This is a genomic window from Hyalangium ruber (assembly GCF_034259325.1).
Taxonomy (GTDB): Bacteria; Myxococcota; Myxococcia; order Myxococcales; family Myxococcaceae; genus Hyalangium_A; species Hyalangium_A rubrum.
Genome location: NZ_JAXIVS010000003.1, coordinates 47,737 through 73,070 on the forward strand (window position 1 = coordinate 47,737; position 25,334 = coordinate 73,070).

21 protein-coding genes are annotated in these 25,334 nt (G+C 67.6%); 15 read left to right on the plus strand and 6 right to left on the minus strand.

Translation table 11 applies throughout. The features are described 5' to 3' along the window. Positions 1–18: 18 nt before the first annotated feature. Positions 19–465, minus strand: a complete 447-nt coding sequence (locus SYV04_RS09125; RefSeq protein ID WP_321545277.1) for a DUF2267 domain-containing protein — start codon at positions 463–465, stop codon at positions 19–21. Between the two features lie 335 nt (positions 466–800). Here SYV04_RS09125 and SYV04_RS09130 point away from each other — a divergent pair, with 335 nt between their 5' ends. Then, a complete protein-coding gene (locus SYV04_RS09130; protein WP_321545278.1) occupies positions 801–1,664 on the plus strand; it encodes a fatty acid desaturase family protein in 864 nt (287 codons plus the stop codon). Position 1,665: 1 nt separating this feature from the next. Here SYV04_RS09130 and SYV04_RS09135 read toward each other — a convergent pair whose 3' ends face one another. The 3 genes from SYV04_RS09135 to SYV04_RS09145 are packed head-to-tail and all read right to left on the minus strand — an operon-like array spanning position 1,666 to position 5,913. Further along, positions 1,666–4,014, minus strand: a complete 2,349-nt coding sequence (locus SYV04_RS09135; RefSeq protein WP_321545279.1) for an ATP-binding protein — start codon at positions 4,012–4,014, stop codon at positions 1,666–1,668. Between the two features lie 12 nt (positions 4,015–4,026). Beyond that, positions 4,027–5,223, minus strand: coding sequence for a sensor histidine kinase (locus SYV04_RS09140; RefSeq protein WP_321545280.1), 1,197 nt, complete (start codon positions 5,221–5,223; stop codon positions 4,027–4,029). 51 nt (positions 5,224–5,274) lie between these two features. Beyond that, positions 5,275–5,913 carry a putative metallopeptidase gene (locus tag SYV04_RS09145; protein WP_321545281.1) on the minus strand — a complete coding sequence of 213 codons (639 nt, stop codon included), beginning with the start codon at positions 5,911–5,913 and terminating at the stop codon, positions 5,275–5,277. Positions 5,914–5,978: 65 nt separating this feature from the next. Between SYV04_RS09145 and SYV04_RS09150 the strand changes: the two genes are divergently transcribed. The 5 genes from SYV04_RS09150 to SYV04_RS09170 all read left to right on the plus strand — a co-directional run bounded on the left by SYV04_RS09150 (position 5,979) and on the right by SYV04_RS09170 (position 12,257). Then, the gene (locus SYV04_RS09150) at positions 5,979–6,815 is read left to right on the plus strand and encodes an LEA/WHy family protein (RefSeq protein WP_321545282.1); all 837 of its coding nucleotides are present in this window, start codon (positions 5,979–5,981) and stop codon (positions 6,813–6,815) included. 9 nt (positions 6,816–6,824) lie between these two features. Next, complete coding sequence (aat, locus tag SYV04_RS09155) at positions 6,825–7,508, plus strand: leucyl/phenylalanyl-tRNA--protein transferase (RefSeq protein ID WP_321545283.1); 684 nt, start codon at positions 6,825–6,827, stop codon at positions 7,506–7,508. 81 nt (positions 7,509–7,589) lie between these two features. After that, positions 7,590–8,222 (plus strand): hypothetical protein, encoded by a 633-nt coding sequence (locus tag SYV04_RS09160; RefSeq protein ID WP_321545284.1) that lies wholly within the window; start codon positions 7,590–7,592, stop codon positions 8,220–8,222. 62 nt (positions 8,223–8,284) lie between these two features. Continuing rightward, complete coding sequence (locus SYV04_RS09165) at positions 8,285–10,654, plus strand: sensor histidine kinase (RefSeq protein ID WP_321545285.1); 2,370 nt, start codon at positions 8,285–8,287, stop codon at positions 10,652–10,654. Positions 10,655–10,856: 202 nt separating this feature from the next. Then, a complete protein-coding gene (locus tag SYV04_RS09170) occupies positions 10,857–12,257 on the plus strand; it encodes an MATE family efflux transporter (RefSeq protein WP_321545286.1) in 1,401 nt (466 codons plus the stop codon). 10 nt (positions 12,258–12,267) lie between these two features. On the opposite strand, the gene SYV04_RS09175 is transcribed toward SYV04_RS09170, so the two are convergent. Both SYV04_RS09175 and SYV04_RS09180 read right to left on the minus strand, forming a co-directional pair. Then, positions 12,268–12,684 (minus strand): DUF2000 domain-containing protein, encoded by a 417-nt coding sequence (locus tag SYV04_RS09175; RefSeq protein WP_321545287.1) that lies wholly within the window; start codon positions 12,682–12,684, stop codon positions 12,268–12,270. 27 nt (positions 12,685–12,711) lie between these two features. Continuing rightward, the gene (locus SYV04_RS09180) at positions 12,712–13,611 is read right to left on the minus strand and encodes an AraC family transcriptional regulator (protein ID WP_321545288.1); all 900 of its coding nucleotides are present in this window, start codon (positions 13,609–13,611) and stop codon (positions 12,712–12,714) included. Positions 13,612–13,837: 226 nt separating this feature from the next. Between SYV04_RS09180 and SYV04_RS09185 the strand changes: the two genes are divergently transcribed. The 9 genes from SYV04_RS09185 to SYV04_RS09225 are packed head-to-tail and all read left to right on the plus strand — an operon-like array spanning position 13,838 to position 25,317. Further along, on the plus strand, positions 13,838–14,680 hold the full coding sequence (locus SYV04_RS09185) for an enoyl-CoA hydratase-related protein (protein ID WP_321545289.1): 843 nt from the start codon (positions 13,838–13,840) through the stop codon (positions 14,678–14,680). Next, positions 14,677–15,345, plus strand: coding sequence for a TetR/AcrR family transcriptional regulator (locus SYV04_RS09190; RefSeq protein WP_321545290.1), 669 nt, complete (start codon positions 14,677–14,679; stop codon positions 15,343–15,345). Before SYV04_RS09185 ends, SYV04_RS09190 begins: the two co-directional genes overlap by 4 nt. Then, positions 15,342–16,184: an SDR family oxidoreductase gene (locus SYV04_RS09195; RefSeq protein ID WP_321545291.1), complete on the plus strand. Its 843-nt coding sequence runs from the start codon at positions 15,342–15,344 to the stop codon at positions 16,182–16,184. The genes SYV04_RS09190 and SYV04_RS09195 overlap by 4 nt, the downstream gene beginning before the upstream one ends. A 47-nt stretch (positions 16,185–16,231) precedes the next feature. Continuing rightward, entirely contained in the window at positions 16,232–18,070 is a 1,839-nt protein-coding gene (locus SYV04_RS09200) for an AMP-dependent synthetase/ligase (protein WP_321545292.1), read from the plus strand. Between the two features lie 35 nt (positions 18,071–18,105). Further along, complete coding sequence (locus SYV04_RS09205) at positions 18,106–19,245, plus strand: acyl-CoA dehydrogenase family protein (protein WP_321545293.1); 1,140 nt, start codon at positions 18,106–18,108, stop codon at positions 19,243–19,245. A 29-nt stretch (positions 19,246–19,274) separates the two neighbouring features. Continuing rightward, positions 19,275–20,423: an acyl-CoA dehydrogenase family protein gene (locus tag SYV04_RS09210; protein WP_321545294.1), complete on the plus strand. Its 1,149-nt coding sequence runs from the start codon at positions 19,275–19,277 to the stop codon at positions 20,421–20,423. 31 nt (positions 20,424–20,454) lie between these two features. Further along, entirely contained in the window at positions 20,455–21,666 is a 1,212-nt protein-coding gene (locus SYV04_RS09215) for an acetyl-CoA C-acetyltransferase (protein ID WP_321545295.1), read from the plus strand. A 40-nt stretch (positions 21,667–21,706) separates the two neighbouring features. Further along, complete coding sequence (locus SYV04_RS09220) at positions 21,707–23,884, plus strand: 3-hydroxyacyl-CoA dehydrogenase NAD-binding domain-containing protein (RefSeq protein WP_321545296.1); 2,178 nt, start codon at positions 21,707–21,709, stop codon at positions 23,882–23,884. Positions 23,885–23,910: 26 nt separating this feature from the next. Further along, positions 23,911–25,317, plus strand: coding sequence for an aldehyde dehydrogenase family protein (locus SYV04_RS09225; protein ID WP_321545297.1), 1,407 nt, complete (start codon positions 23,911–23,913; stop codon positions 25,315–25,317). The last annotated feature ends 17 nt before the right edge of the window (positions 25,318–25,334 follow it).

The following is a 25,334-nucleotide window of genomic DNA, read 5'->3' on the forward strand; positions in this document are numbered from 1 at the left end:
TCTACCCTACCGCCGCTGTCAGTAGGGCTTGTCCACGCCGCGGCGCGCCGCCAGCCACGTGCCCTTGATGTAGTCGGGCAGCTGGCTGACCACCTTCTCGGACTCGGCCTCGGTGATCTGCGAGTGCAGCGCGGCGAAGACGCCGTGGAGCACCAGGCGCACGTTCTCGATGTCCGCGTTCAGGTGGTTGGCCACGTGCAGGTAGAAGTCGTCGCGGTCCAGCTTCTCCGGCGCGTCGCCGCGCTTCTGGCAGCGGCCCACCAGCTCCCGCACATCGGGAGAGAGCTGCTCCAGCAACTGCTGGACGATTCCACCCGGCAGGCGCTCGGTGAGCGCGCAGAACACGGCCTCGACCGCCAGGGCCGGCTCATAGTCGGGAAGCTGCTCGGTCACCTTCTGGAGGAAGGACTGCCGGTCGGTGCCCACGCCGAGCCCGGACCAGGACTGGGTCTCTACGTCTTGCATAGGGAGTCTCCTTGCACTCCCATGACGCTGGGGTTGCACCTGTCTCGTGGCAGCAGACGGGAGGCCAGGAGGCCGCGCGTCCGTGCCTTTCCGGGAACGGGAAACCTGTCTCCAAGTCGGGAGGGCTTGCGAGCGCGCCCCAGGCGACACACCGTGCTTCAGAGAGGACGGTGGGGCACTGGGGCGCTCGACCGCTCGCTGAGACTGCCTGGGGCGTCCAGAAGAAGACGCCCGACCCGGTGCGTCATATAACGCGAGCGCTCAGTACCCCACGCGCCAGACGGGCGAGCGGCCGTACCCAACTGTGTCCCGTATCGCAGGAGCAACCCGGACTCATGACCCAGCCCTCCGCCCAAGCCCCCCGGCTCGATCTGCCCAACCTCGCGGTTCACGCGCTGTGGGTGGGTTGGTTCACGGCGGTGCTGGTGGGCTGGAGCGGCTGGTCGCCAGGCCCGCGCCTCGCGGCGATGGTGCTCGGGTGGGCGCTGATGTTCTGGAACTACGCCGTGCTGCACAACCACATGCACGTGCCCATCGCCCAACCGAAGGCGCTGCGCTGGGTGCTGTCGCGCACGCTGGGGCTCGCGTGCGGCTTCGCGTACCGGGGCTACTACGTCCACCACTTCAACCACCACAAGTACAACGACGGGCCCGGAGACTGGGAGCAGCCACGACCGGGCGAAAGCGCGCTCCACTACTGCGTGCGCTGGGCGCTCACGCCGTGGTTCTGGCCGTGGGAGGCCGTGGGCCACGCGTGGAGCGGCTGCAAGACGCGCCGCCAGCGGCTGGAGCTGCTGCTGGACTTCGCCGTGGTGGACGGCACGCTGCTGGCGCTGGTGGCGTGGCAGCCTTCGCTGGGCCTGTCCCTGTTCGCCATGTTGCTGGTGGGACAGGCCAGCATCCACTACCTCAACCTCGCGGCCCATCTGGGCGCGGACGCCAGCGACCGGACGGCCCTGGCGGTGACGTCCTTCTCGCGCTTCTACAACCGCTACTTCTTCAACGCGGGCCACCACCAGGCCCACCACCTCAAGCCCCAGGTCCACTGGCGCGCCCTGCCCGCGCTCACCGAGGAGCTGCTCCAGAAGGGCCAGCACCGCCCCGAGCTGGTGGCCGAGCCCGCCCCCATCCACCCCGCGTGGATCGCCCGCGTCGCCGCCACGCGCCGGGCCGAGGAAGGCTCGCGCACGGCCTCCTGAGTCAGGCCATCGGCGCGCTACGCAGGGCGAGCCGGTTCACCACCTCCAGCACCTCGCCCAGCCGCACGGGTTTGTGGAGGTACGCGTCCGCGCCCGCCGCGAGGCAGCGCTCGCGGTCTCCCGGCATGGCCAGCGCGGTGAGCGCCACCATGGGCACGGCGGCCGTGGTCGCATCGGCGCGCAGGTGGCGGATGGCCTCCAGCCCGTTGAAGCGCGGCAGCTGGATGTCCATCAGCACCACCGCCGGCTTCATCTCGCGGCACATGCGCACCGCCTCTTCCCCATCCCGGGCGATGCGGACGAGGAAGCCATGGGCCTTCAGGTAGTCCTCCAGGTGCCGGGTGTTCGCCTCGTGGTCATCGGCGATGAGCACCGTGCGCCCGGCCGACAGGGGATAGGGCGTCGGCAGCCGCGTCATGACGCCCAGGCCCACGGGCTCGAGCGTCACCGAGCCCGCGGGCGGCTCCACGGGCAGCACCACCGTGAAGCGGCTGCCCTTCCCCAACGTGCTCTCCACCGTCAGCGTCCCGTGGTGCAACTCCACCAGGCGGCGCACCAGGGCCAGCCCCAGCCCCGAGCCCTCATGGCGCCGCGCCAGCCCCGCGTCCAGCTGCACGAAGGGCTCGAAGATGCGCTGCCGGTCCTCGTCCGCGATGCCGATGCCCGTGTCCCAGACGGTGAAGGACACCGCCGCGCCCTCATGGGCCGAGGCCACCTCCAGGCCGATGCGGCCTCCCTCGGGGGTGAACTTCTTGGCGTTGCTCAGCAGGTTGAGCAGCACCTGCCTCAGCCGCCGGCGGTCTCCCCACAGGCCCACCACCTGTCCGTCGCTGGCGTAGCTCAGCGAGAGGCCCTTGCGGCGCGCCTGCTCGCGCACCAGGCGCAGGCTCTCCTGACACACCTCCTCCACCGGCACGGGGGCGAACACCAGCTCCAGGTGCCCCGCGTTGCTCTTGGTGACGTCCAGCACGTCATTGATGAGGGACAGCAGGTGCTTGCCGCTCTCCTCGATGGTGCGCAGGCTGGAGCGCTGCTCCTCGGTGAGCGGGCCGAAGATGCCCTCGCCCATGGCCTCCGACTGCCCCAGCACCGCATTGAGCGGCGTGCGCAGCTCGTGGCTCATGTTGGCCAGGAACTCGTCCTTCATCCGCCCCAGGCGCTCCAGGTGCTCGTTGGTCTGCCGCAGGTTGTCGCTGAGCACCTGCTGCGCCTCTTCCTGCGCCTTGCGCTCGGTGATGTCCACGTGGAAGCCGGTGGCGCGCACCCCCGCCCCCGCCGCGTCCCGGAGCACCAGCGCGTAGCCGGCGATCCACCGCCACGTGCCGTCCTTGGCCAGCATGCGGAACTCGTTCACATACCGGTCCCCCTTCGTGGGGTCCTGCAGGTGCCGGCCCACCGCCTCCAGCACGCGCGTCAGGTCCTCGGGGTGGATGTGGCCCGTCAACGTCTCGATGCTGTTGGGCAGCTCGGCGTCCTCGTAGCCGATCTGCGCCTTCCACGCGGGGGAGAAGTACACCGTGTTGGCGGCGACGTCCCAGTCCCACAGGCCAAGCTGCCCGGCGCGCACCGCCATCTCCAGCCGCTGGTTGGCCTCATGGAGCAGCTTCTCCACGCGGCGCCGCTCGGTGATGTCCACCGCGATGCCCAGCACGAAGGTCTCCCCGTTGGGCGCGCGCAGCGGCCGCTTGTGGGTCTCGTACCAGATCACCGACTCATCCCGCAGGGTGACGCTCTCCTCCACGCGCACGGGCGTCAGGGTCTGCAGCACCCGCTGATCCACCACGTCGAAGACCTTCAGCTCCTGCGCGTTGCTGTGGACCTGGGAGTTGCTCGCCAGCACCATCGCGTCCGGCGTGGTGGAGTACGAGTCCGCCAGCGCCTTGTTGACGAAGATGAAGCGGCCGTGGCGATCCTTCACGAAGATGAGGCTGGGGTCCGCATCCAGGAGCGCCAGCATGAAGGCCCGCTGCTGCTCGAGGATGTTGCCCTCGGGGTGGAGCGGCTGGCGGGGGATGCGGCGCTCCCAGGCGGTGGGAACCTCCTCCGTCGCGGCCTTCACCGGGCCCGCACGCACCAGCAGCCCCCCACCCTCCAGCCGGTGGCGCTCCAGCCTCCAGGACATGGGCGCTGCGCCCTCCTTGGCCGCCGGCCGCGCCCACGCGAAGCGGTCTTCCGGGCCGGACACGAGCCGCTGGGCCACCACCGCGTCGAACAACTCCGCCAACGTGCGCCCTCGCGGGTCCAGGCCCAGCAACTCCTCGCCCCCCGGGCCATACGTGCTGACGACGCCGCGCTCATCGCACAGGAGCCACAAGGGAAGCCAGGCCGCGTCCGGCGGGGGAGCGCTCATGCGGAGAGTTCTCTAGGGCAACGGGGGGGCGACGGCCGGCACGTCCAGCACCATGCGCGTGCCGCTGCCGGGCTGGGTATGCACGTGGATGCGCCCGCCCCAGGACTCGACCAGCTGCTTGACGACGGGAAGGCCCAGCCCCGTGCCATGGCCGGGGGCCTTGGTGGTGAAGAAGGGCTCGAAGATGCGGCCGAGCACCGCATCGGGGATGCCCGGGCCGTTGTCGCGCACCCACGCCTCGACCCGCCCATCCTTCCCCGTGCGCACCCCCGCCTCGATGGAGGGCTCGGGCATGTCGGCGATGGCGTCGGCGGCGTTGCTCAAGAGGTTGAGGAACACCTGCTGGGCATGCACCGGGTTGGCGCGGATGCGACAGGGCTGCTCCGGCAGCACCAGCGACACCCGCGCGTGCCGCATGCGGCCGGTGAGGCGCAGCATGTTGCGCACCTCCTCCAGCGTCCGGCCAAGGTCCGCGTCCAGCGCCGAGCTCTGCTCCGGGCGGGCGATGTTGAGGATGGTGCGCGACAGCTCGGTGACGTGGCTGGCCACGTGGGCGAGCATGTCGCGATCGCCCGAGTCCATCACCTCCACCGTCCCCTGCGGCGCGCTCGGCCCCGGGGGCTCGAGCAGGCCGTGCAGCACCTGGGCGATGTTGTTGAGCTCGTGGCTCACGCCGGCGGCGAAGGTGCCCAGCGTGGCCAGGCGGTCGGCGTGCAGCACCTGCTGGCGCAGCGCGTCCGCCGTGGCCATGGCGCTGTCGCGCTGGGAGGCCAGCAGCTGGTGGTAGGCGCGCACCTTGAGCAGGTTGGAGACGCGTGCCCGCAGCTCGGCGCCATGCACCGGCTTGTGCAGGAAGTCGTCGGCGCCCGCCTCCAGCCCTCGCAGCACGTCCTGCCGCTCATCCAGCGCGGTGACGAGGACGATGGGCATGTAGTCCCCGCGCAGCGACTCGCGCAGCCGGCGGCACACCTCGAAGCCGTCCAGCACCGGCATCATCACATCCAACAACACCAGGTCCGGCGGCTCCTCGCTCACCGCCAGCAGCGCCTCTTCCCCATTGGTGGCGAAGCGCAGCCGGTAGCCCGCCGGAGACAGCAGCGCCGCCACCGTGGTGCGGCTCAGCATGTCGTCATCGGCGATCAACACCCGCGGCGGCGAAGCCGCGCCATCCGCAAGGGAAGCCGTGAAGGGAGGAGCCGGTTCGGGCATGTTGTATTTTTGTAACAAAAACACACCACCCAAGCCATCCCCCCGCGAGGCCTAGTGGAGCTTGGGAGGGCGTGGCCCCACCTCTCGGGCCACGCGGGGTTTGGGCGTCACCATCCGGGTAATTCCGTAAAACAACTGATCCTCGGTATACACCTTGCGAACCCGCGAGGTGCCGGGGATGTAGGAGGGGCCGGGCCGCTCCAACCATTGCAGCATCCGCACCTCGCCGCGGTGGGCGAAGGTGGCCTTGAGCTCCCGGGGACACACCTTGAGGTAGCGGCGCACCAGGGGACGCAGACGGCGGGTGAAGTCCTTGCCCAACACGTCATGCCGGCGCCCGGCGTGCAGGGTGCCATCAAACCGGCGCGAGCAATGGAACAGTTCGTGGATGACCGTCTCGATGCGGGCCTTGGCGGTGGAGCCCCGGAAGAAGAGCGGGCGCAGGGTGATGCAGTAGAGCATGCGCCGGCCCTTGATGCGGACGATGGGCTTGCGCCGACCGCTGCGGTCCATGCTCTTGCCGCCCCGGAAGCACAGGGGCTTGACGGTGCCACGCGAGGCCCGGCGCGCCTCGCCAGCGATGACGAGGATGCGGCCGGCCCGAATGTGGCTGAACTCCGGCAGGCGGACCGAGATGTCTCGGATCAGGGCGCGGAGCGCCTTGTTGAAGTTGGGGCGGCGAGGGGCCACGAGTGGTGGACAGTCTAGCGGAAAAGCTCTTGGCGCGGCCGGGAGGCTCTTCACAATGTCACCCTGTGAAGCCCTCGACCCTGAGCCCTTGCCTCGCTGTTGCCCTGTTCTCTTGTTTGTGGCTGGGGTGCGCCTCTGCGCCCTCCCGGCCCGAGAACCCTCCAACCCTGGCCCTCCAGGAGACCACGGTGGCCTCCCAGGGCCTGACGGACGCCACCGTGCGCTATGCCGGCCAGGTAGTGAGCCCCAGCCCCGGGGTGCTGGAGAAGGCCGACTACGAGCTCGTCTCGGACGGCCAGGTGGTGAAGACGGGCACGGCGGCGCTGAACGTGCCGCTCACGGCGGGGCAGCCCACGGCGTTCTCCTTCGAGGAGCGGGCGGCCTACGTGCGCGGCTCGGAGGACCTCAAGGCGATGAGCGAGCGCGGGGGCACCCTGCTGATGGCGCTGAGAGGCACGCTCACGGTGCGCTCGGGGCAGACGGTGGAGACGCTGCCGTTCGCCGCCTCGCGGGCGGTGCGCGTGCCCCGGCTGCCGGAGGTGGTGGTGGAGAGCCTGGACGCGGCGCGCTACTCGGCCGAGGAGGTGAACCTCACCCTGCGCCTGGGGGTGAAGAACCCCAACCCGTTCCCGCTGCGGCTGGAGGGGCTGCGCTACACGTTGAGCGTGGCCGGCAAGCCCCTGGACGAGGGCACGCTGGCGAAGGCGGACACGGTGGATGCCTCGGCGACGGGGGTGTACCCGCTGGAGGCCTCGGTGACGGCGGCCACGCTGGGGCCGGAGGCCAAGGCGCTCATCGCCAAGGGGACACTGCCTTACCAGGTGAAGGGAGAGGTGAAGGGCCCGCTGTTGAGCCTGCCCTACACGCTGGAAGGGAGCGTGAAGCTCAACGTGTCCAGGTAGTCTGGGGCCGTGCCCATCTACCTGCTGGACCCCGAGGATCCGGAGTCCTTCCCACCGCCCGAGAAGGCGGACCGTACCGGCCTGCTCGCGGTGGGAGGAGACCTGAGCCCGGAGCGGCTGCTGGCCGCGTACGCGCGCGGCATCTTCCCCTGGTACAGCGAGGGCCAGCCCATCCTCTGGCACTCGCCCAACCCGCGCTTCGTATTGGAGCCGGAGAAGCTCCACGTGGGCCGCAGCCTGCGCAAGGTGCTCAACGCGGGTGCCTACGAGGTGCGCTGGGACACGGCGTTCGCGGACGTCATCACCGCGTGCTCGCAGGTGCCGCGGCCGGGGCAGACGGGCACGTGGATTACGGACGAAATGCTGCAGGCGTACGTCACGCTGCACCGGATGGGCTTCGCGCACTCCATCGAGGCATGGGCGGGGGGCGAGCTGAAGGGCGGGCTCTACGGCGTGTCGCTGGGGGCGGCCTTCTTCGGCGAGAGCATGTTCGCGCGGGCGCCGGACGCCTCGAAGGCAGCGTTCGCCACGGCGGTGGAGCGCTTCGTGGAGTGGGGCTTCCAGCTCATCGACTGCCAGGTGGAGACGGAGCACCTGGCGCGCTTTGGGGCCGAGCAGTGGCCCCGCCGCCGTTTCCTCACCGCGCTCGAACGGGCGCTGAAGGAGCCCACCCGCCGAGGCCCGTGGACGTAGGCCCAGGAGTGCAGGGCAACCCGCTCCTCCGCGGACTGATCGTGTACCGTCAGCCGTCCCACGAACCCGAGGCCTGTGCTCATGAACCCACGTGTACTCGCGACGCTCTCCTTGCTCTCTCTCTCGCTCGTGGCACCTCCTGCGGTGGCGCAAGCTTCCACTTCGGACGACTCGGAGGCTCAGGGGGACCGTCCTGTCCAGGGCACGGGCTTTGCGTTCGCGATACGCGGTGGGTTCGGCTTGCCGCTGGGCAACGTGGAAGGTGGCAACGGGACTGAACCGGTGCGGATGAAGGACGTCGTCAACGGCATCGCCCCCGTGCAGCTCGATGCGGGGTACTTCCTCGGCTCGAGCCTCTATCTCGGCGCCTCCTTCCAGTATGGCAGGGCATTGCTCGCCGACGCCTGCCCCGAGGGCACGAACTGCAGCGCGACCGACCTGCGGTTCGGCGCCAACGTCAGCCTCCATCTCCCGACTTCCGGCAAGTGGAGCCCTTGGCTGGGGGTGGGAATCGGGTACGAGTTCTTCAAGCCGAGGAGCGAGTCCTTCAAGGGCGTGGAGTTCAACGGGCAGCTCGGGGCCGACTACCACCTCAGCGGGCCGGTGTGGGCCGGGCCCTTCGCGACGTTCACGACCGGCAAGTTCTCGAACGTCACCGAGAAGCAATCCCACTCCTGGCTCATGGGCGGACTTCGCTTGCTGATGCGGCACTGAGGCGCTGGCACCGCGAGGAGGAGCACGATGACGGTTCGCGAGATCCTCCGAGGACTATGAGCTTGCCGCTGGACAGAAGCGCCGCCGCGCCTGTGTCACTGCTGCGGCTCATCTGGCGATCCTATCTCACGAGCGCGCTCGTCCCAGTCTTCTTCATCGAGCTGGCGCTCATCGCCGCCTATTTCATCACCAACAGCGTCATCCGTGAGCAGAACATCACCACCCAGCAACGTCTAGCGACCGAGCAGCTTCAATATATCGCCCATCAACAAGCCGAGCACATCAGCTCACAGCTCGCCTCCGTGGCCTCTAACGTGGACCTGCTCCGCCGCCATGCCGAGCGCGCGTTCGTAACGCCGTTCGTCCCAGATGCCGAAGAGTCCTCGCGCTATGCCCTCTCCCTGGAAGGCGCGCTCCATACGACGCATGGACTCCCCGGCCGGGCCGCTCTGATTTATTCCAAGCCCTCCCGCATCAGCGAGTCTGAGCGCACCAAGGCTCTTCAGTTCGCTCAGCTTGATCCATTGCTCCAGAGTCTCGTGGAGACGCAGCCGCTGGTAACCCAGGCCTATGTCGACACCGCGGATCACCTGACCCGGTTCTACCCATACAGAGAATATGAAGACGTCATCGCGGCGTCAGGCCCTGGCTACGATTTCTCCATCTACAGCTACTATTACGAGGCTGACGCGACCCACAATCCAGAGCGCAAGGTCGTCTGGACAGACGTGCATGTCGATACAGCAGGTCAGGGGTGGATGGTTTCGGCCACCGCCCCTATCTACCCAGGGAGTGGCGATCGCATGGAGGGTGTAGCGGGCCTGGATGTCACCATCGACCGCCTCACCAACCAGGTGCTCCAGTTACACTTTCCGTGGAACGGCTACGGAATGCTGGTGGGGAAGGACGGCACCATCCTCGCTCTCACCACCCAGGGGGAGCGGGACTGGAAGTTGAAGGAACTCAGCGACTATTCCTACCACGAGCCCATCCGGCAAGACACGTTCAAGCCGGACACCTTCAACCTGCTCAAACGCGAGGACGGCCGCGCACTTGGCCAGCAGCTGGCCTCCGCTCAGCAGGGACTGGAGACCGTGACACTGGCAGGGCGCAGCAAGCAGGTGGCATGGTCCACCGTGAAAAGCACGGATTGGAAACTGCTGGTTGTCGTGGACGAGGCAGACATCTTCGCGGAGGCCTATGAGCTCAACAGGCGCGTCCTCCGTGTGGGCCTGGGCATGATCGCGGGGCTGATCCTCTTCTATGCCCTGTTCTTCGGGTGGCTTTACCAGAAGGTGCGCCGAATGAGTGGCTTGCTCGCGGAGCCTCTGCTGGACCTGGAGTCCATGATGCAGCGGATTGGCCAGGGCGAGTACACCCAGCCCCGGCCTACCTATCCCATCATCGAGTTACAGCGCACCGGAGAGGGGCTGGTCCAGATGGGCCAACACATGGGCCAGAGCAACGCGTCCTTGCAGCAGGCCCGCACGGATCTGGAGCAACTCAACCTGAAGCTGGAGGAGCGCATCCAACACCGCACCCGCGAACTGGAGATGGCCAACGCCGCCCTCAACCAGGAGAACACGGCCAAGCAGGGCCTCATCCAGGAACTGCAGCGCACGCAGAACCAGCTCATCCAGTCGGAGAAGCTGGCTTCCCTGGCCCATCTCACCTCGGGCATCGCGCACGAACTCAAGAACCCGCTCAATTTGATCAACAACCTGTCGGAGGCCAGTATCGAGCTATCCCAGGAACTGGGGCGGACGCTGCGGGAGCGGCCCCAGGTCCTTCTGAGCGAGGTCCAGGACATCATCATGGACTTCATGCGGAATGCGGCCATCGTCCACCAGCACGGGGTGCGGGCAGACCACATCATCCGGAGCATGATGGAGCATGCCCAGGGCCGAACCGGGGCGCTCGAGCCAACGGACGTAAAGCCGCTCCTGGAGCATTACCTGACGCTGACCTACGCAGTGGAGCGTGCCCGCTCTCCGCGGCTCGAAGTGACGTTCGTGCGAGAGTTCGACCCGACAGTGGGGAAGGTGCAGGCGATGCCCCAGCAGTTGGGGCGCGTGCTTCAGAACCTCATCCACAATGCCATGGATGCCGTGTCGATGAAGCAGCGCCAATCCACCCATGACTACGTTCCCACCATTACCCTGCGCACCTGTCGCGAGGGCGGCAACGTCGTCCTCCAAGTAGAGGACAATGGGCCAGGCATCCCGAAGGACCTCCACAGCCGCATCTTCGAGCCGTTCTTCACCACGAAGCCACCAGGAGGTGGCAACACGGGACTGGGCCTGTCGCTGAGCTACGACATCGTCAAACTCCACGGCGGAAACCTGACGGTGGAAAGCGAGCTGGGCCAATACACTCGCTTCACCGTGAGCCTCCCCGCCTGCGATACCCCACAGGTCGTCACGGCTGGATAGCCTGGGCGAGGGACTGGGCCAAAGCGGCAGTGAGCGGGGGCCCCGAGGCAAGGGGTTATGCCTGGCGAAGCAGCGAGCAGGCGTCGTAGGGTGTACTCCGGACCGCTCGACTCCCTGCTCGGGGCATGCGAAACGCAGGGTGCGGCGAAGGCTGCCAGAGCTGGCGCCCGCCGCGCGACGGCCCGACGGAGCAGATGCACCTATGGAAGTAGCAGCTACGCCGCAGTCAGCTGTGCAGGCCCCGCCTCCCGTAGGGCTGTTCCGGCTGACCTGGCCGATCTTCTTGGAGCTCCTACTGTTCATGCTGATGGGGACGTCGGACACGCTCATGTTGAGCGGCGTCTCGGACGATGCCGTCTCCGCGGTGGGAGTGGTCAATCAGTACGTCTTCATCTGCATCATGGCCACGGGCGTCATCAGCCACGGTGCCGCCATCGTGGTCGCCCAGTACATCGTCGCCCGCAAGGTGCAGGAGGCCGCCCGAATCTCGGCGCTCGCCATCACGATGAACCTCTGCCTGGGGTTCATGGTCAGCGCGGGGTTGCTGCTGTTCGGAGACGCCATCCTGGGTGGGATGAACCTGCAGGGGCCCGTGCTGGCGCATGCGACGACGTATCTGCACCTGGTGGGAGGCTTCCTCTTCTTTCAGGCGCTCATCAACGTCCTGTCCGGCCTGCTGCGCACCTACGGCTTCACCCGGCAGTCGATGTTGGTCTCGCTGGGCATGAACGTGCTGCACGTAGCGGCCAACTACGCCCTCATCTTCGGCCACTTCGGCTTGCCGGAGCTGGGAGTGACGGGCGCGGCGCTCTCCACCGTGCTGAGTCGAGCCATCGCGGTCGGTGTATTCGCATGGATGCTCTACCGCCTCATGCCGATCCGGATGGAGTTCGGGGACTACGTGCGGTTCTCGAAGGAGTACGTCCGCAAGATCCTCAAGGTGGGCGTCCCCGCCGCGGTCGAGCAGCTCACCTATCAGGGCTGCCAGACGGTGTTCCTTTACTACATCACCTTCCTCGGCACGGTGGCCCTGGCGTCCAGGCAATATGCCTTCGCCATCTCCCAGTATGTCTTCCTGTGCAGCCTGGCGATTGGGATGGGAACCGCCATCATCGTCGGGCGCATGGTGGGCGCCCGCCGCCCTGAGGACGCGTACCGCCAGGCCCTGCAGAGCCTGAAGTGGGGCGTGGGCATCACCCTCGCGGTGGATGTGACGGCCATCCTCTTCCGCGAGCCGCTGGTGGGACTGTTCACGGACAACGGCGACATCCGCCAGGTCACCGCCCAGCTCATCGTCCTGAGCATCCTCCTGGAGACGGGCCGGTCCTTCAACCTGGTCCTGGTGAACGCGCTGCGGGCCGCTGGAGACGCCACCTTCACCGTCTACATGGGCATCGTCTCGATGGTGTGTATGAGCCTGCCGCTGGGCTACTTCCTGGTGTTCCGGATGAACCTGGGACTGCCGGGGGTCTGGCTTGCCATCGCGGCGGATGAGTGGCTCCGCGGCGTCACCATGTGGCTCCGGTGGCGAAGCCGAGCCTGGGAGCGGCACTCGCTCGTCGAGCAAGAGGCGCAGCCCGCCGCGGTGACCGTCGGAGGATAGTGCCCGAGCGCTACTTGTGAAGCGCCAGGCCCTTCACGGCCTTGTCGACCTGCTTCCGGTCACCGCGCACCGCGAGCCCCACCAGATCGAGGTCCTCCGGGTTCTCGGCCCCCAGCGCCGCGCGGTTCGCCTCATCATTGCCCGTGGCGAACATGGGGCCCACGTAGACGGCGGCAGTCAGTCCGCGTTCGACGGCGGCACGATGCGCGCTCTGGAGCTCCGCTCGGGTGGCGCTGAAGACGAGCATCGGCTGACCGAGCAGCCGGCAATAGCGCCTCCCCGCGGCATCCTCGTAGGGCTCGCCGATGGCTTCCGGGGCCGCGGCGGCGATCCCCGTGGCAAGGAAGGCGGTGACATTCAACTTCTGCCAGATGGCGAGGTCCTCGCGCACGATGAGCGCGACCTTGGTCGTGAAGGTCTCGGGCATGGTTCTCTCCGCTGTGGAGGCACATCCTCAGCGGTCGAGGAACTTCCCGTCTGGAACGTTTGTGCAGATTGCGCGGTAGGCCGCCGGGGTCAACCCGAACGCGCGGCGGAACCAACGCCCCAGGTGACTTTGATCGGCAAAGCCCACGGCGGCGGCAACGGACGCGGGTGCTTCACCCATGGCAAGCCTCCGACGCGCGGCGGCGAGACGCAGCTGCACGAGGTAGGCGTGCGGCGGTAACCCATAGGCCGCGCGAAAAGCCCGAGACAGCTGGAAGCGGTCCGCTCCGCAGAGTCGAGCGAGCGCGTCCAGCCCCAGGTCCTGCTCCATGTGCTCACGCAGCAGCTCACGGGCTCGCCGCGCGGCGCGGGTTGCCGTCTCCCCCACCCTGACGACCTCGGATGCGCCGAAGTGTGAATTGAGGGCCGCCGCCAGCGCATCCAACGCCCCATCCCGCGCGAGCCTCGACTCGGGCTGGTGGAGCCTCCAGAACGCCCGGCGGATGGCTGCCGCGAGCCGCGGTTCATCATTGAGGGTGGCGCGGAAGCCGGCCTGGTGGAGTGAGAAGGTGCCGTCCGCCACCCGGGTACAGCTCTGGGTCACCCAGGCGGGATCCAGGTAGAGCATCAAATACGTAAAGCCCGCCTCATCCCGAGCCTGTCCATCATGAATCTCTCCGGGCTCGATCAGGATGACGCGACCCGGCGTGCTGCGATGCAGCGCCCTCCGACACGAGAACTCCTGGAGCCCCTGCTCCGTCACCCCAACGAGATACGCATCATGGAAGTGCGGGTCATAGGCGTGGCCGGTGAAGTGCGCCCGGATGGTCTCGATGCCCGTGGCCGAATCGCGTGAGACGTCGACCCAGTCCTTGCCGGGCTGGGAAGCGGGGGAACGGCTCGGAGAGGGCAGGTTCGGTCCAGGCATCTCGCATCGGGACCCAGAGCACTTGCTCTAGATCTGGAGGATGTAGGGTCCGACCCGAAACGACCGCGAGTCAACTGCTGGAGTCCCCGCACGCCTCCCCCAAGCTGACGCACCGCTCCAAGGCCCAGGTAGGCTCGCGGAGGCAAACCCCCGTGGTTTTCTCGCTATTGACACTCCGCCAATAAGCTCCCATCATCAAGCTGACAGGAGCGCAGAGGCCCCATTCATGAGCTATCAACACATCCGGTCTTCGGTTGCGGATCGGGTCGCTACCCTCGAGCTGCACCGTCCTGAAGCGCGCAACGGCTTCACCATCACCATGGCGGACGAGCTCGGCGAGGCACTCGACGCCGCCGGTGCGAATGAAGACGTGCGCGTGGTCGTCCTCACGGGTGCCGGCAAGGACTTCTGCGTAGGCGCCGACCTGAGCGGCAGCTCGCTCGAGGTATCGAATCTCGAGCACCTGGAGGGCGGATGGGTCGAGCCGGCGACCCGGGTCACCCGCCGGATGTTCGCGCTGCAGAAACCGGTCATCGCGGCGATCCGTGGCGCGGCCGTCGGAGTAGGCTCGACGATGATCCTCCCCGCGGACTTTCGCCTCGCCGCCAGAGACAGCCGCTTCGGCTTCGTCTTCAGTCGGCGGGGCATCTACCCCGAGGCAGGCTCGAGCTGGTTCCTGCCGCGAATCGTCGGGATGGGACGCGCGCTCGACTGGATGGTGAGTGGCCGTCTGATTCAAGCGGAAGAGGCACTCGGCGCGGGCCTGGTCCGGTCCCTCCACGAGCCTGACGCACTGCTCGATGCCGCCTATGCGCTCGCTCGCGAGCTGGTCGAGACCACCGCACCGGTGTCCGTCGCCGTCATCCGGCAGGCGCTCTACCGGATGAGCGCTCTGCCCTCGCCCGAGCCCGCCTTCGCGCTCGACAGCCAGCTCATCGCGAGCTGTGGGCAGAACACGGACGCCGTGGAGGGAGTGATGTCCTTCCTGCAGAAACGGCCCGCGAGGTTCACCCGAACGGTCCAGCAGGACCTGCCAGCGTTCCTGCCCTGGCGGGAGCAGAAGTCATGAGCCCCGCCGCTCGACGCTGGAAGAGGCTCGAACCGGATACGCGCCGGGAGCAGATCCTGGAGTGCGCCGTGCGGCTGTTCGGTGAGCGTCCCTATGCGGAAGTCTCCACCACGGACATCGCCAAGGCAGCGGGCGTTGCCCGGGGGTTGCTCAACCACTACTTCGGGCAGAAGCGGGACCTCTACCTGAAGGTCGTGAAGCGAATGCTGCTCATGCCCGGCCTGGAAGAGAGCGTGCCGATGACCGGAAACCTGCGAGAGCGCGTAGAGCGCAGCGTCGAGTGGTACCTCGACACGGTGGCGACCCACGGAAAGACCTACGTGGCGGTCACCGGCACGGGAGGCATCGGCTCGGATCCAGAGGTCGAACGCATCATCTTGGAGGCGGACGATGTGGCCGCCGCGAAGACGCTCGCGTTCCTGGGGCTCAAGGTCGAGGTTGGCAGTGACGCGCGACAGCGGGCGATGATCCGCTCCTACGGCGGACTGGTGAAGGCCACCATTCGCGAGTGGATCCGCGGCGGAACCATCACCCGAGAGGAAGCACACCTGCTCTTGAGCGAGGCGCTGATCACCATCGTGCGTGACGTGCTCCCCCGACTGCCAGAGCAAGCTCACCCCGAGCAGGGCGATGCCCGGGCACCGAAGACAGGGCCCAAGCGATGACGGGAAGAGCGGAGGCCTCGAGGCCACTGGCGGGACGCACACTGTTGATGTCTGGCGGAAGCCGCGGCATCGGGCTGGCGATTGGCGTCGCGGCGGGACGGCTGGGTGCCAACGTCGCGCTGCTGGCGAAGACCGACACTCCGGATCCCCGGCTGCCCGGGACCGTACATACGGCGGCCGCGGAGATCGAAACAGCGGGCGGTCAGGCGCTCGCGGTGGTGGGCGACGTCCGCGACGAGGCGGACGTGCAGCGGGCCGTCGACGCGACCGTGGCCCGGTTTGGCGGCATCGACTTCTGTGTCAACAACGCCAGCGCCCTCGCTCCGCTCAAGACCGAGGAGCTGACCATCAAGCGCTTCGATCTGATGCAGCAGATCCAGCTCCGGGGGACGTTTCTTCTGACGCGCTCGGCGCTTCCGCACCTGCGGCGCTCCCCCCACCCGCACATCCTCTCGCTCTCTCCGCCAGTCAACCTCGCGCCGCACTGGATGGGCCTGCACCCGGCGTACACGCTCGCCAAGTACGGGATGACCCTGCTCACGCTCGGCTGGGCCGCGGAGTTCGCCGAGGCCGGCATTGCCGCGAACACGCTCTGGCCCCGGACGCTTATCGCCACCGCCGCGGTGAAGAATCTGCTCGGCGGCGACACCTCGATGCAGAGAGCCCGCGCGCCGGAGATCATGGCGGACGCCGCCGTGGCCATCCTCCAGCGCTCGCCGCGCGACTGCACCGGGCAGACCTTCATCGACGAAGACATCCTCCGCGCCGAAGGCGTTACCGACTTCAGCCGCTACGGAGGGGGCTCCGACGTCATGCTCGACCTCTACGTCGACCCCTGAAGAGGAACACATCAGCACGTTTGACCACTGAACCGCAGGAGGTGCCCATGGGTGCGTCTATCGCAGACCTGGAAGCGCAGTGCCAAGCACGGGCGGACAAGCTCACGCTGCCGCTCCTCCTCAAACGCAATGCGGAGGAGTACGCGGGTGCTCCCGCTCTCAGCGCTGGCGACACGACGCTCACCTGGGCACAGGTACGCGAGCGGACCGCCGCGCTCTCTCGTGGGCTCGGCACCCTCGGGCTGAAGAGAGGCGAGCGGATGCTGATCATGATGTCCAGTCGGCCCGAGCACTGGATCATCGATTACGCCGCGGTCCATCTCGCCGCCATCCCCTGCACCGCCTACCAGACACTGAGCACCGAGCAGGTGGGCTACGTCGCGAAGCACAGCGGAGCCACGGTGGTGGTGCTGGAGGGCGCGGACGAGGTCGCACGGTGGCGGCCGGTGCTCGAAACGCTCACGGCCCTCAAGCGGATCATCGTCATCAATGGGTCGGCCGTCCCGGCTGGCGATGCGCGCTTCGTCTCCTTCGCGGAGCTCGAGGCCGAGGGGAGCAGGCTTCACCAGGAGGATCCCCGGGTCTTCGAAGAGAGCTGGAAGAGCATCCGGCCCGAAGACCCGATCGCGATGATGTACACCTCGGGGACCACCGGCGAGCCCAAGGGCGTGGTGCTGAGCCATCGCAATGCCTTCTACGAGGCGATCTCGGTGGATCTCTGCATCCCCACGCCGATGCAGGCCCCCTCGATTGCCTATCTCCCGCTGGCGCACATCGCCGAGCGCGAGCTCGGCCTCTACCGCGCGGCCTACAAAGCACTGCATGTGCATATCTGCGCGGATCCGGCGGGCGTAGTGCCGCTGCTGGCCAAGGTGCGGCCTCCCGCGTTCTTCGGCGTCCCTCGCGTCTGGGAGAAGCTCGCCGGAGGCCTGCGGGCGAAGCTGGGCACGCTCGAGCCTCCCCAGCGCGAGGCCATCATGGCGGCCCACGCGGTGGCCCTGGAGGCCTTCCGGATCGAAGGCTCTGGAAGAGCGGTACCTCCAGAGCTCGCCCAGAAGGTCAAAGAGGCGGATGCCAAGGTCCTCCAGCCCCTGCGCCGAACGCTCGGGCTGGACGCGCTCGATTGGGCGAGCAGCGGCGCGGCGCCAATCCCCGTCGAGGTGCTCGAGTACCTCGGTGGCTTCGGGATCAGGGTGCTGGAGGTCTGGGGAATGAGTGAGACCACGGGGTGCGCCACCCTCAGCACGCCCGGGGACTTTCGCGTCGGCGGCGTAGGCCGGCCCATCCCGGGGCTGCAGGTCCGGCTGGCCGAGGACGGGGAGATCTTCGTCCGCGGCCCCGTGGTGTTCCTCGGCTACCTCGACGCGAGCGGTGAGATCATCCGGGCGACCGACGCGGACGGCTGGCTCGCCACGGGCGACATCGGCACGCTCGACTCCGATGGATTCCTCACCATCACCGATCGCAAGAAGGAGCTCCTCATCACCTCGAGCGGAAAGAACATCGCTCCTTCCAAGATCGAGAACATGCTGCGCGCGCACCCCCTCATCGGTCAGGCGATCGCGATTGGGGATGGCTGGCCTTATGTGACGGCACTCATCTGCCTCGACGCGGACGCAGCACCGGTCTGGGCCAAGGCGTTCGGCCTCGCACCGCGGTCGATCAATGAGCTTGCTCGCGATCCGGCGATTCAGGCGGAGCTCCTCTCGCTCGTTGCCTCGGTCAACACCCGGCTCTCCCGAGCGGAGCAGATCAAACGCTTCGAAGTGGTCACCGAGACCTGGTCTCCCATGACGGGCGAGCTCACCCCCACCCTCAAGCTCAAGCGCCGCGTCCTCCTCAAGCAGTACGCCGAGCGCATCGCCACGCTCTACGTGGACGCCTGACTCCTCACGCACCGGATCCACACCAAGGCCCCCTCATGTACGCGAGAACACCGGAGCACGCCTCGTTCGCTGACGCCATCGACGCGTTCTGCCGCGCCAAGACAGGGACGCGAGCACAGCGCGACGCCCTCACCCAGAACGGCACCGAGGCCCACAGCCCCGCGATCTACGCGCAGATGGCGGAGCTGGGTTGGCTCGGGGCGGGCATCTCGCCAGACCATGGCGGCTCGGGTGGTGGCATGACCGACGTCTGTCTCTTCGCCGAGCGGACCGCGTACGGACTTGCCCCGGTAGGGGGCTACATCACCACCGCGGTCGCCGCCGGCCCGTATGCGAAGTTCGGGACCGAGGCCCAGAAAGAGAAAATCCTCGGTGGTATCGCCCGTGGCCGCGTGGAGGCGATCGCGATCTCCGAGCCTGGGGCGGGCTCGGACGTCGCCGCACTCACCTGCCGCGCGGTCCGGGTCTCGGGCGGCTTCATCATCAACGGGCAGAAGACCTGGTGCTCGAACGCCCACCTCGCGGACCACATCCTGCTCGTGGCAAGAACCGACCCCTCGGGCTCGCGGCACGAGGGCCTCACCATGTTCTGCGTCCCCACGGGTACACCGGGGATGGAGATTCGCGGCATCCCCACCCTGGGTGGCAAGGAAGTCAACGACGTCTTCTTCACCGACTGCTTCCTGCCCGAGAGCGCCGTGGTCGGTACCGTGGACCAGGCCTGGAAACAGCTCATGGCGGGGCTCAACAGCGAGCGGCTCATCCTCGCCGCGTCCATGCTCGGTCGCGGCCGGCGCGCGTTCGATGACGCCGTCGCGTATGTGAAGGAGCGCAAGCAGTTCGGCCGGCCTGTCGGCTCCTTCCAGGCGCTCAAGCACCGGATCGCGGACCTTGCCACCGAGCTCGATTGCTGTGAGCTGCTCGTCTACCGGGTGGCCGCGATGGCGGATGAAGCCCCTGAGCGGATGCTTCCCCGCGAGGCCTCGATGGCCAAGCTGAAGACGACCGAGACGGCCAAGCGCGTGGCCATCGAGGGCATGCAGATGATGGGGGGCTACGGTTACGCCACCGAGTACGACATGGAGTCGCATCTGCGCGCGACGGTGATCTCCACCGTCTTTGGCGGCACGAGCGAGATCCAGCGCGACATCATCGGCAAGACGTTCGGGCTCTAGACGAAGACCATGAGCGGAGAGAGACAGACATGACGGCACGTTCCCGATGGAGCTCGGATGAGCTCGAGCAGGTGCGCGGGCTTGCGGCCACCTACTTCACGAAAGAGGTCCTCCCCAACGTGCCCAAGCACGTGGCCCAGGGCTATCCGGACAAGGCGCTCTACCGGCGAGCGGGCGAGCTGGGCCTGCTCTGCATGTCCATTCCGGAGGCCTACGGCGGCGGCGGCGGCACGTTCGCGCACGAGACGGTCCTGCTCGAGGAGCAGATCCGCGCGGGCGATCCCTCGATGGGTTTCGCGGTGCATTGCACCATCGTCGCGCACTACCTGCTCGCCTATGCGTCCGAGGCCCAGAAGAAGAAGTGGCTGCCCAAGCTCGCCAGCGGCGAGTGGGTGGGCGCCATTGCCATGACCGAGCCGGGGACCGGCTCGGATCTCCAGGCCATCTCCACCCGCGCGGTACGCGACGGCGACTTCTATCGGGTGAGCGGCTCGAAGACGTTCATCTCCAACGGCCACGTCTGCGACTTCCTCATCATCGCCGCGCGAACAGGGGACGCGAAGGGTCACGCCGGGATTTCGCTCCTGTGCGCCGAGGTCTCCGACACGACGCCCGGCTTCCAGCGGGGCCGGATCCTCGACAAGCTAGGCGGCAAGGGCCAGGACACGACCGAGCTCTTCTTCGATGACCTGAAGATCCCCGCCGTCAACCTGCTCGGAGGCGAGGAGGGCAACGGGTTCGTGCAGCTGATGCAGCAGCTCCCCCAGGAGCGGCTGAGCACGGCGATCCTCGCCATGGCGAGCCTCGATCGCGCCGTGGAGGTGACGATCGAGTACACCAAGCAGCGTCACGTCTTCGGCAAGCCGCTCTTCGCCTTGCAGAACACGCGCTTCGAGCTGGCGGAGTGTGCGACCCTGAGGCGTGTCTGCCGCACCTTCATCGATGACTGCATCGCATCCCACCTCGAGGGCAAGCTCGACGTGACCACGGCGGCCATGGCCAAGTACTGGGTGACGGACCAGTCCTGCATCGTCGCCGACCGCTGCCTGCAATTGTTCGGCGGGTACGGGTACATGAAGGAGTATCCCATCGCCCACCTGTTCGCCGATACCCGCGTCTTGCGGATTCTTGCCGGTGCGAACGAGATCATGAAAGAGCTCGTCGCCCGTTCCCTGTAGCCCCATTCAACCGTTCCCAAGGAGGCTCCCAGTGAGCCAGGAAGCTTTCATCTTCGACGCCATTCGCACCCCTCGCGGCAAGGGCAAGAAGGGCGCGCTGCACGGCACCAAGCCCTTGTCGCTGCTCGTAGGCCTGGTGGATGCACTCAAGAAGCGCCACCCGAACCTGGATCCCAAGCGGATCGATGACGTGGTGCTCGGCGTTGTCTCTCCGGTGGGGGAGCAAGGCGCGGACATCGCCCGGACGCTGGTGCTGGCGGCGGGCCTGCCGGAGACCACGGGAGGGGTGCAGCTCAACCGCTTCTGCGCCTCCGGCCTGACCGCGGTGAACATGGCCGCCCAGCAGGTCCGCTCGGGCTGGGAGCATCTGGTCATCGCGGGCGGCGTGGAGAGCATGTCCCGCGTACCGATGGGCTCGGACGGCGGTGCCTGGGCCATGGACCCCGCCACCAACTACGACACCTACTTCGTGCCTCAGGGCATCTCCGCGGACCTGATCGCGACGATGGAGGGCTTCACCCGCGAGGACGTGGACCGCTACGCCGCGCAGTCGCAGGAGCGCGCGGCCAAGGCCTGGGCGGGTGGCTACTTCAAGAACTCCATCATCCCGGTGACGGACCAGAACGGCCTCACCCTGCTCGATCGGGACGAGCACATGCGCCCGGAATCCACCGTGGCCTCGCTCGGTCAGCTCAACCCGTCCTTCACGACGATCGGCGAGGCGGGCGGCTTCGACGCGGTGGCGCTGCAGAAGTACCACTCCGTGGAGAAGATCCACCACATCCACACGCCGGGGAACTCGTCCGGCATCGTCGACGGCGCGGCGCTCGTGCTGGTGGGCTCGGAGAAGGTCGGCAAGGCGCTCGGCCTCACGCCGAGGGCGCGCATCGCCGCCATCGCCACCTCCGGCGCGGACCCGACGATCATGCTCACCGGCCCGATTCCGGCCACCCGGAAGCTGCTCGACATCGCGGGCCTCTCCATCAAGGACATCGACCTCTTCGAGCTCAACGAGGCATTCGCCTCCGTGGTCCTCAAGTACCAGAAGGACCTCGCCATCCCGAGCGAGAAGCTCAACGTCAACGGCGGCGCCATCGCCATGGGCCACCCGCTGGGCGCCACGGGCGCCATGATCCTCGGGACCGTGGTGGACGAGCTCGAGCGACGAAAGGCACGCCGCGCGGTCGTCACCCTGTGCGTCGGCGGTGGCATGGGCGTGGCCACCCTGGTCGAGCGCGTCTGATCCCCTCCCCTTTCCCTTCCGACAAGATTCGAGCAACCCCATGAGTGAGCAGAACACCATCCGCTGGGAACGAGACGCCGACGGCATCGTGGTCTTGACGCTGGATGACCCGAGCCAGTCCGCCAACACCATGAACGCCGCGTACCTGAAGTCCATGCGCGCGACCGTGGACCGCCTCGTCAAGGAGAAGGCCGACATCACGGGCGTGATCATCACCTCGGCGAAGAAGACGTTCTTCGCGGGCGGTGACCTGAATGATCTGCGCAACGTGAAGAAGGAAGAGGCCAGGCAGACCTTCGAGCTTGGGCAGGAGATCAAGGCGCAGCTGCGCGCGCTGGAGACCCTCGGCAAGCCCGTCGTCGCGGCGATCAACGGCGCGGCACTTGGAGGCGGGCTCGAGATCGCGCTCGCGTGTCACCACCGCATCGTCGCCGACGTCAAGGGCGCGCAGATCGGACTGCCGGAGGTAACGCTCGGGCTGCTGCCCGGCGGCGGCGGCGTGGTGCGCACGGTGCGCATGCTCGGCATCGTGGATGCGCTGATGAAGGTCCTGCTCCAGGGCCAGCGCTATCGTCCCCAGGAGGCCAAGGAGGTCGGCCTCGTCCACGAGGTGGTGGGCTCGGTGGATGCGCTCCTGCCCGCCGCCAAGGCCTGGGTGAAGGCGAATCCGGCCGCACAGCAGCCGTGGGATCAGAAGGGCTACAAGATCCCCGGGGGTACGCCCTCCTCTCCGGCTCTCGCGGCGAACCTGCCCGCCTTCCCCGCCAACCTGCGCAAGCAGCTCAAGGGGGCGAACATGCCCGCGCCGCGCGCCATCATGGCCGTGGCCGTCGAGAGCACGCAGGTGGACGTCGAGACCGCGTTCACCATCGAGTCACGCTACTTCACCGAGCTGGCCACCGGGCAGGTCGCGAAGAACATGATTCAGGCGTTCTTCTTCGACATGCAGCACATCAACTCGGGCGGCGGCCGTCCCAAGGGCTTCCCGCAGCACACGGCGAAGAAGGTCGGCATCCTCGGCGCCGGCATGATGGGCGCCGGCATCGCCTATGTGTGCGCCAAGGCCGGCATCGACGTGGTACTCAAGGACGTGAGCCTCGCCTCCGCCGAGAAGGGCAAGCAGTACTCGGTCAAGCTGGTGGAGAAGGATGTCCAGAGGGGCAAATCCACGAAGGAGAAGGGCGAGGCGCTCCTGGCGCGCATCCACCCCACCACGGACGCCGCTGCGCTCTCGGGCTGTGATCTGGTCATCGAAGCGGTCTTCGAGGACGTGAAGCTCAAGCACCAGGTCTTCCAGGAGATTCAAGAGCACGTCGCTCCGGACGCGGTGCTTGCCTCCAACACCTCGACCCTGCCGATCACCCTGCTCGCGGAGGGCGTGAAGCGGCCGGCCGACTTCGTCGGGATGCACTTCTTCTCCCCCGTGGACAAGATGCCGCTGCTCGAGCTCATCGCGGGCAAGAAGACGAGCGACGCCACGCTCGCGAAGGCGATCGACATCGCCGTCCAGATTGGAAAGACGCCCATCGTCGTCAACGACAGCCGGGGCTTCTTCACCAGCCGGGTGATCGGCACGTTCCTCAATGAGGCCGTTGCCATGGTGGGCGAAGGCATCGCCCCCGCGTCGATCGAGCAGGCGGGCCTCCAGGCGGGCTACCCCGCCGCTCCGCTCCAGTTGATGGACGAACTCACGCTGACCCTGCCGCGGAAGATCCGGCTCGAGACGAAGGCCGCCGCCGAGGCCGCTGGCCAGCCCTGGATGGACCACGGCAGCTACGGGGTCATGGACGCGATGATCGACCTGTACCAGCGCAAGGGTCGCTCCACGGGGGGCGGCTTCTATGACTATGCGGATGGCAAGCGCACGAACCTCTGGCCAGGGCTGGCTCAGCACTTCACCAAGCCCGGCCACACCATCCCTTTCGAGGACATGAAGGAGCGGATGCTGTTCGCCGAGGCCATCGACACGGTGCGGTGCTTCGATGAAGGCGTCCTCCGCTCCGCGGCGGATGCGAACGTGGGCTCCATCCTCGGGATTGGCTTCCCGCCGTGGACGGGCGGCGTCGTGCAGTTCATCAACGGCTACGAAGGGCGTACCGGCACGGGGCCGCGCGGCTTCGTCACCCGCGCGCGCGAGCTCGCCGAGCGCTACGGCAAGCACTTCCTGCCTCCCGCCTCTCTCGTCGCGAAGGCCGAGCGCGGAGAGCTCCTGAAGTAGCACCCGCCCACGAAAGGGGTCGTTCCATGGCTCTGAACTCCAGCCGACTTGCCGCCGCTGCGCCTTCGCTCGACGCGAGTACACTCGTCGAGAGACAGCGTGCCTACTTCGAGACCCGTGCCACGCTCCCACTCGAGTGGCGGCGGGCGCAGCTTCAGGCGCTCGACCGGGCGGCGCGCAAGTATGAGGCCGAGATCCTCGCCGCCCTCAAGTCGGACCTCTCGAAGAGTCCAGAGGAGGCCTTCTTCACCGAGGTCGGGAGCATCTACGGCGAGATCAAGAGCGCGCTGAAGAACGTGAAGGCCTGGATGAAGCCACGGCGCGGCTCGGCGCCCCTCGTCATCCAGCCAGCGAGGGCCTATCAATACGCGGATCCCCTGGGCGTGACGCTCATCATCTCGCCCTGGAACTACCCCTATCAGCTGTCGATCGCGCCGCTCATCGGCGCGCTCGCGGCTGGCTGCACCGCCGTGCTGAAGCCCAGCGAACTCTCGCCGGCGACCTCGCGAGTGCTCGCGAGGATGCTGAGCGAGGCCTTCCCCCCGGAGATCGTCTCGGTGGCCGAGGGGGGCGTGGAGGTGAGCCGGGCGCTCCTCGCGGAGCGCTGGGATCTCATCTTCTTCACCGGAGGAACCCAGGTGGGCCGGGTGGTGGCCGAAGCCGCGGCAAAGCACCTCACGCCCACCATCCTCGAGCTGGGTGGAAAGAGCCCCTGCATCATCGACCGAAGCGCGGACCTCGAAGTCACCGCGCGCCGCATTGCCTGGGGCAAGTACGTCAACGCGGGCCAGACCTGCATCGCGCCGGACTACGTGCTCATTCCCCCCGAGCTCAAGGGCCGCTTCATCGAGCTGGTCCAGCGAGCCGTCCAGAGCTTCTACGGCGCCACGGCACGCGCGAGCGGCGACTACGGCCGGATCATCAGTGATCGACACTTCGAGCGCATCTCCGCGCTCGCGGCCGACGGCAAGATTGCCTTCGGAGGCGAGCGCGATGCACCCAGCCGCTACTTCGCCCCCACCGTCATCACGGATGCGCCCGTGTCGAGCCCGCTGATGCAGGAGGAGATCTTCGGTCCCCTGCTCCCCCTGGTCGACTGTCCGAGCATCGACGACGCCATCCGCTTCGTGCGCTCCCGCCCCAAGCCGCTCGCCCTCTACACCTTCGCGCGAGACTCCGCGGTGAACGAGCGCGTCCTCACCGAGACTTCGAGCGGCGGAGCGGTCACCAACGACGTGTGCGTCCACTTCGCCGCCGAGGGGCTCCCTTTTGGCGGCGTGGGGGAGTCGGGGCTCGGCGGCTACCACGGCCAGGCGAGCTTCGATGCCTTCAGCCACAAGAAGAGCGTGGTCAAACGCCCCTTCGCGCTCGACCTGAAGCTGCGCTACCCCCCTTACGAGGGCAAGCTCGAGTTCCTCAAGCGCTTCATGTGACGGGCCCGAAGGCCCGC

What these genes read in the sequence shown, in the direction of transcription:
- SYV04_RS09130 (WP_321545278.1), top strand. Translation starts at nt 801, where the DNA reads ATGACCCAGCCCTCCGCCCAAGCCCCCCGGCTCGATCTGCCCAACCTC.
- SYV04_RS09220 (WP_321545296.1), top strand. Translation starts at nt 21,707, where the DNA reads ATGAGTGAGCAGAACACCATCCGCTGGGAACGAGACGCCGACGGCATC.
- SYV04_RS09175 (WP_321545287.1), bottom strand. Translation starts at nt 12,684, where the DNA reads ATGCCCGAGACCTTCACGACCAAGGTCGCGCTCATCGTGCGCGAGGAC.
- SYV04_RS09170 (WP_321545286.1), top strand. Translation starts at nt 10,857, where the DNA reads ATGGAAGTAGCAGCTACGCCGCAGTCAGCTGTGCAGGCCCCGCCTCCC.
- SYV04_RS09205 (WP_321545293.1), top strand. Translation starts at nt 18,106, where the DNA reads ATGTACGCGAGAACACCGGAGCACGCCTCGTTCGCTGACGCCATCGAC.
- SYV04_RS09190 (WP_321545290.1), top strand. Translation starts at nt 14,677, where the DNA reads ATGAGCCCCGCCGCTCGACGCTGGAAGAGGCTCGAACCGGATACGCGC.
- SYV04_RS09225 (WP_321545297.1), top strand. Translation starts at nt 23,911, where the DNA reads ATGGCTCTGAACTCCAGCCGACTTGCCGCCGCTGCGCCTTCGCTCGAC.
- SYV04_RS09135 (WP_321545279.1), bottom strand. Translation starts at nt 4,014, where the DNA reads ATGAGCGCTCCCCCGCCGGACGCGGCCTGGCTTCCCTTGTGGCTCCTG.
- SYV04_RS09125 (WP_321545277.1), bottom strand. Translation starts at nt 465, where the DNA reads ATGCAAGACGTAGAGACCCAGTCCTGGTCCGGGCTCGGCGTGGGCACC.
- SYV04_RS09160 (WP_321545284.1), top strand. Translation starts at nt 7,590, where the DNA reads ATGAACCCACGTGTACTCGCGACGCTCTCCTTGCTCTCTCTCTCGCTC.
- SYV04_RS09140 (WP_321545280.1), bottom strand. Translation starts at nt 5,223, where the DNA reads ATGCCCGAACCGGCTCCTCCCTTCACGGCTTCCCTTGCGGATGGCGCG.
- SYV04_RS09185 (WP_321545289.1), top strand. Translation starts at nt 13,838, where the DNA reads ATGAGCTATCAACACATCCGGTCTTCGGTTGCGGATCGGGTCGCTACC.
- SYV04_RS09180 (WP_321545288.1), bottom strand. Translation starts at nt 13,611, where the DNA reads ATGCCTGGACCGAACCTGCCCTCTCCGAGCCGTTCCCCCGCTTCCCAG.
- SYV04_RS09195 (WP_321545291.1), top strand. Translation starts at nt 15,342, where the DNA reads ATGACGGGAAGAGCGGAGGCCTCGAGGCCACTGGCGGGACGCACACTG.
- SYV04_RS09210 (WP_321545294.1), top strand. Translation starts at nt 19,275, where the DNA reads ATGACGGCACGTTCCCGATGGAGCTCGGATGAGCTCGAGCAGGTGCGC.
- SYV04_RS09200 (WP_321545292.1), top strand. Translation starts at nt 16,232, where the DNA reads ATGGGTGCGTCTATCGCAGACCTGGAAGCGCAGTGCCAAGCACGGGCG.